Below are 5,408 nucleotides of genomic sequence, written 5' to 3' on the forward strand. Positions count from 1 at the left end.
GTAAACAATGCGGTTATTTTCTACACCTGAACAAGTAACAGGCAGCCTGAAAATCATAATTTGAAAAACAATCGCAATGGTTCATCAATCAATGCTTGAAAACCCATTTTTTCGTAAAACAATTTAGCTGATTCATCTTTTGCTTCTACCATCACAGCAAACGCAGCAATATCAGAACGGCTCACGCGCTGAATTGCATCAACCAACAATACGCGCCCTAATCCTTGTCCTGTAAATCGTTCATCAACTGCTAATCGTCCCAACAATACACACGGAATAAGCGGATATTTCGGCAATTTTTTGGCTTCGCTTTCAGGCAGCAAGTCAAGGCAAATACCTGTCGCTGCCAACGTGTAAAAGCCAACTATCTCGCCTTGTTCATTTTCCGCCACAAAACACGAACTCAATTTACGTTTTACATCTTGGCTAACGGTTTTCTGAAAGTAGTGATTAAGCGGTTCTGACGTGCAATGAAAAGTTTTGCGATTGATGGATTTATCAAATGCTTTAATTTTAATCATGACTGAACCATTTTTTCGTGCAGTTTCATTGCTTCTTGCATGGCTACGGTAGGTTGGTTAGACGATCGCATGATTTCTACAAAACGCTGTTGGTCTGCCATAGATAATTTAACCATTTGATTTTCTTCAATGGTTTGTTTGGCTGCTTCTGATAGTGCTTTAATCATAAAATCGGTTAGTGTTCTTCCCTCCAAATTAGCAGCTTGTTTAATCATTTGCTGAATTTCAATAGGAATACGCGCTTCAATTCGGGCATAAGTCGTGGACATTTTCCTTATCCTTTTACTGATTAAGAAAATTCTATTTTACGGCAAATTGCCACATTTTGTGAAATGTTTTATTGTGAATTTGAAGACATATACAACTCTTTATGCACATTCCGATTCATTTGCGACACCATTTCCCGAAAGCTATCAGGACAATCCCGAAAATCTTTCAGTAAATGGTTGTAGCGAAACGCTTTATCCTGCCATGCCTGAATTAGGTTGTTGGGATAATCTTGCAGCAACCATAAGCAAGCGTGAATGGTGCTGTGTCGCTCGGCTAGGCTACGGCTTTCCCAAATTAGGCGTTTGCTGCGGTCTAGGTTGAGTGGTTGCTGTTGAATTTGGTCGCATAAATAGGCGTATAGATTGGGCGCAAGTCGTTGTGATGTGGCAATCACAACGAAATGGTGCAAAATTTTCAGCCAATCTATTTCAGGCTGCCTGAAATGATAATGCGGGTCGGCAATTTGGTTTAACCACGTTTGCCATTGTTGCCCTATTTTATCGTTGGTAAATACAACGCTTTCACTTGGGCTTTGGCTTAAATCGTATTGGCAATGCCAACAGTATTTTAATGCTGTGAAATGGTGCAAATTCGGTCTGCCTAATTCTTGGCGATGAAAGGCAATGTATGCACCGCATTCAGGGCAGCAGTCGTGTAACATGGTTAGATGTTTGGGGCAAAAGGTGTGCAAAGCTACGCGCCATGATTTGCGAAAATACGATTCTTGGTCTTCTGCAAGGCATTTGGGGCAATAGGCAATGGCGTTGTTGTCGCGTTTGCGATGATTGGCTTTCAGGCTGCTTATCCATGCTAATTGGCTGGAAATTCTATTGTATTCAAATAATTTACCTTTTAGGCTGTCTAGCGTTGTTTCATGAATTTGAGCAATCGGGCAGCCTGTTTTTTCGGCTAGCGCGTGGATTAACCAATCGGGTGCGTGTCGGTCTATATCTCTATTCCAAATTTCGTAATCAGGAAACAGCAAATGGTAAAAAGTTTGCACTTTCAAACCATTGGCATGAGCTAACCGAATCAACCACGATGTAAGCAATTCATCGGGATAAGGTTTAGGGTGTGCTGGCAAAATCATAGCAATTTATCCAGTTGGCGTTTGCGTTGGCTAGGCGAAATCCAGTTAATTGACTGCAAAATTGGTTCGTTAATGCACTCTGTTTTTTGTTGAATGGCGGTTACGGCTGCCTGTGTGAGTAGGCGCGATAATTCGCCAATATAGCCCTCGCTCATGCTGTAAAGTCGTGTAGCTAACGATATTTCATGCAAATTAGACGGCTGTTTGAGTGGCAGCATTCGTTCAAAGCTCATCAACAAACGTAGGAAATTTTTGTCCATTTCCCAACGTGGCAAAACGGCTGGCTCAAAACGATTGGCTAATTGGCTATCGGTTTGAATGGCGCGGTATGCGTCTTTTATGCCTACACCGACAATCGGAATTTGCAATTCATTTCCCATGTATTTAATCACATTCAAAAAGGCTTTTTGCTTATTCAGGCTGCCTGAAAGAATGTGATGAATTTCATCAATAATCAGCATTTTCGTATTGATATATTTGAGTAAATGCAGCACTTGCGCTAATTTTTTATCGGTTCTGTCGTAGGCTTTGTAGGGCGCAAACAGTAAATCCAAAATAGCATTGTAAAAACGGCTTTCATCAGGCGTTGGCGGTGCTTGGATTAGCACAACTGGCGCAATAATGCCGTTGCCGTTTGGGTTATCGTGTGCAGGGTGTTGGCGCAGAAAATGGGAAACCAACATCGTTTTGCCATTATTTGTATCGCCAACCAATAGCATATTAGGCATACGGTTCTGTTTGGGGAATACAAGCAAATCTTCCAATTTCGTCAAAATTTGTTGTGCTTGCGGATAGCCTATCCAACGTGGGGAACGTATGTATTCAATACGCGCTAAATCATCTAAATTCAGTTGCTCGGCTGCTTTGGGCGATAAGTGCGGATAATTCATGATAAGTCGTCCAAATCATCAAAAGGTTGAATATCGTCAAATTCATGATTTTGCGTTTCAGGCAGCATGGCAGCGTGAAAATCATCTTTGGGCGTGGGTAATGCGGCTCGTGTGCGTTGGTCTAATTGACGGCGTTGCTCGGCACGGCGTATCGCTTTGGTTTTGCCTTTGGCTTGCTGTTCTAATTCACGCATTCGGCTGTATGCTGCAAAAATCATGTTTTCATCAATATTTTGCTTTTGCTCGCGTTTTAGTTGGCGTTGAATTTCGCGTAATTCCCAAATGCTAATAACTGGGTGCGAACTATCCCGATAAGGAATAGGGAAATACATCAACAAATCAGGGTCATAAAACCAAATCACACTTAAATCGCGTGGGTCTATACGAAAGATAAATTGTCGTGCTTGCTTTGGATTGGTTGGGTCGGTTGCGCCAATCCAAGTGCGTAAAACATCATGCCAATAAGTGATTTTATGAATGGCAACACCATATTGCTGCACAGTTCGCATTTCAAATGGCATAAAAGTTAAGCGCAATAAAGTTTCATCAACCACTTTTTCAGGCAGCCCTACACCTACGGAATCATCATCGCCTAAAATCCCCAGTTTCCATTTGGCTAATGGCGACATTCCCAAAGCGGAATGCACTCGTTGATGATAAACATCGGTAATAAATACCGTTAGCCACGTTTCAAATTCCGATAAAGTTAAGGCAGCCTTTTCTTCTGAATCGTAATCTTGTCGTTCTCGTGTATTGGAAAAAGTTGTACCTGTTACACCGTGAATTTCGCCTAAAATTGTGCCAAGCAACCGCTCAATGTGTCCGCCAAAATTAGGTCTTGCCACAGGTCGCCATTCAATTTCAATGCCATACTGCTGACACGCTTTTTCTAACACTTTACCGCGAAACTCTTTGGCATTATCCAAATGAATTTTGCGTGGTAAACCCCACACAGCCCAACGTCCTTTCACTTCATGTTTCGCCAACCAGCTTTCTTTTGACAAAATACTGTGCGACAAACACAATCCAGCCGATAACGCGCTCGGTGGGTCAAACGACACATAAAATCCAGTAACCATGCGGCTGAATACATCAATCGCTAACGTAATCCACGGTCTGCCGATTGGTTTACGATACACATCATCTACTAGGATAATATCCAGTTTAGTATGGTCTATTTGCACGACTGCAAGCGGATAATCCGCATTTGGAAAATTGCCTTGTAATGGCGAAAATTTCATTTCAGCAGCTTGACGACTTAACCGTTTTGCCATTTTGATTTGTGGTGCAATTTTTTGAATACGATTGCGAATGGTATTGGTATGGGGAATGGGTAAATTTTGTTCGTGGCAACGGCGCGAAATTTCTGTAATGATTTTTTGCGCGGATTTGCGTTGAATATTCAAATAATCCACTTCTAAAACTTGCTGAATAATTTGTTCTACTTCTACGGAAATTTGAGTTACTCCCTTATCGCTGCGCTGTTTGCGCGTTAAACCAGTTAAAACGCCAGTTTCCCGATACATTTTTAACCAACGATACACAGTACTAACGTGAACACCACATTCTGCTGCTCGCGCTTGAACATCTGCTTTTGTGTATCTTGATTGGCGAATAAGTGGCTCAATCACATCAAAATGCTGTTGCGCTAATTCCCATTTTGACTCGAAAACACTATCTACATGATGAACATCGGCAGCCTGAAAAGCGGACAAATCCGCTAATTGCGCTTGATAAGTTGCGCCTGTTGTATTGTCGCGTAATTGATATGTGTCTAAATCTAAAACAGCCGTAATCGTGCAAATTTTGTTATCAAACAAAACCATTGCACCTACATTCACATTCAAAGTTGCTTTCATTTTTTAAACCATATTGTTGATTTCATTGTGATAGGTTGATTTAAATCTAGGCCAACTTGCTGTGTAGCAATCAAATACCACAACACAGGCAATAACTTGGCTTGATTATCTTCATTTTGAAAAATATGTTGAATCAGCGCGTTAGGCGTAGATTGCTTTAATTCGCGCAATGTTTCATACAACAAATCCATATAAGGCTCGCTGTATTTACCTGCCAAACCATGCTGCCGATACGGTAAAAGAAACCGCGCATTTCGCAAAAAATCCGTATGAATTTCTACTTCTGTAATCAATTTGAACCGCCAGCCATTTTGTTTGCAAAAACGTAAGGCTGCCTGAAATTTTGGTTTTAGTTGCTGCCAATTTTCGCGTAAATCGCTGCGATATTTCACTTCATACACAATCACATCACATTGATAATGCACCAACACATCAGGCGTATAAACATGGCGTTTGCCAGCAGTATCAAACCATTCAATCGCCAATGGCTGAACTTCAAAACGCTGCACATCTTGATTGAATGCCAAAAGTGTCAAGAAATCTCGTTCTAATGATGATTCATAAGCTGCTGCGCCAACAGCTTTATTGTGTGGCGCAATGCCTGTGATGTTGCGGTAATTTTTAGGGATTTTGCGGATTGGCATAGCACACCTATAAAGATTAAATAACGGTTTAAACTTGGGGCTGTACTAGATAACTAGAATAAATTCTGCTTTACTAATTGTTTTAAAATAGAAATTTGAACTTTTATTTCACCGTGGTTAAAACGCCATTCACA

At 41.1% G+C, this 5,408-nt stretch carries 6 protein-coding genes and 1 pseudogene; all 7 read right to left on the reverse strand.

Annotated elements, in window-relative coordinates:
• Nucleotides 1-53: 53 nt before the first annotated feature.
• On the reverse strand, nucleotides 54-521 hold the full coding sequence (locus HMPREF9098_RS02690; protein WP_003714293.1) for a GNAT family N-acetyltransferase: 468 nt from the start codon (nucleotides 519-521) through the stop codon (nucleotides 54-56).
• Nucleotides 518-790, reverse strand: coding sequence for a type II toxin-antitoxin system TacA family antitoxin (locus HMPREF9098_RS02695; protein WP_003781772.1), 273 nt, complete (start codon nucleotides 788-790; stop codon nucleotides 518-520). The genes HMPREF9098_RS02690 and HMPREF9098_RS02695 overlap by 4 nt, the downstream gene beginning before the upstream one ends.
• A 68-nt stretch (nucleotides 791-858) precedes the next feature.
• Nucleotides 859-1,881 carry a TniQ family protein gene (locus HMPREF9098_RS02700; RefSeq protein ID WP_003781774.1) on the reverse strand — a complete coding sequence of 341 codons (1,023 nt, stop codon included), beginning with the start codon at nucleotides 1,879-1,881 and terminating at the stop codon, nucleotides 859-861.
• Nucleotides 1,878-2,771, reverse strand: coding sequence for a TniB family NTP-binding protein (locus HMPREF9098_RS02705; RefSeq protein WP_003781777.1), 894 nt, complete (start codon nucleotides 2,769-2,771; stop codon nucleotides 1,878-1,880). Before HMPREF9098_RS02705 ends, HMPREF9098_RS02700 begins: the two co-directional genes overlap by 4 nt.
• Nucleotides 2,768-4,630, reverse strand: coding sequence for a TnsB C-terminal domain-containing protein (locus HMPREF9098_RS11335; RefSeq protein ID WP_003781779.1), 1,863 nt, complete (start codon nucleotides 4,628-4,630; stop codon nucleotides 2,768-2,770). The genes HMPREF9098_RS02705 and HMPREF9098_RS11335 overlap by 4 nt, the downstream gene beginning before the upstream one ends.
• A complete protein-coding gene (locus HMPREF9098_RS02715; protein ID WP_003781781.1) occupies nucleotides 4,627-5,274 on the reverse strand; it encodes a heteromeric transposase endonuclease subunit TnsA in 648 nt (215 codons plus the stop codon). The genes HMPREF9098_RS11335 and HMPREF9098_RS02715 overlap by 4 nt, the downstream gene beginning before the upstream one ends.
• Before the next feature lie 53 nt (nucleotides 5,275-5,327).
• Nucleotides 5,328-5,408 (reverse strand): annotated as a pseudogene (locus HMPREF9098_RS11645) (IS1595 family transposase); the annotation flags it as partial.

Origin of the sequence: Kingella denitrificans ATCC 33394, assembly GCF_000190695.1 — a bacterium.
Taxonomy (GTDB): Bacteria; Pseudomonadota; Gammaproteobacteria; order Burkholderiales; family Neisseriaceae; genus Kingella_A; species Kingella_A denitrificans.

What these genes read in the sequence shown, in the direction of transcription:
- HMPREF9098_RS02690 (WP_003714293.1), bottom strand. Translation starts at nt 521, where the DNA reads ATGATTAAAATTAAAGCATTTGATAAATCCATCAATCGCAAAACTTTT.
- HMPREF9098_RS02695 (WP_003781772.1), bottom strand. Translation starts at nt 790, where the DNA reads ATGTCCACGACTTATGCCCGAATTGAAGCGCGTATTCCTATTGAAATT.
- HMPREF9098_RS02700 (WP_003781774.1), bottom strand. Translation starts at nt 1,881, where the DNA reads ATGATTTTGCCAGCACACCCTAAACCTTATCCCGATGAATTGCTTACA.
- HMPREF9098_RS02705 (WP_003781777.1), bottom strand. Translation starts at nt 2,771, where the DNA reads ATGAATTATCCGCACTTATCGCCCAAAGCAGCCGAGCAACTGAATTTA.
- HMPREF9098_RS11335 (WP_003781779.1), bottom strand. Translation starts at nt 4,630, where the DNA reads ATGAAAGCAACTTTGAATGTGAATGTAGGTGCAATGGTTTTGTTTGAT.
- HMPREF9098_RS02715 (WP_003781781.1), bottom strand. Translation starts at nt 5,274, where the DNA reads ATGCCAATCCGCAAAATCCCTAAAAATTACCGCAACATCACAGGCATT.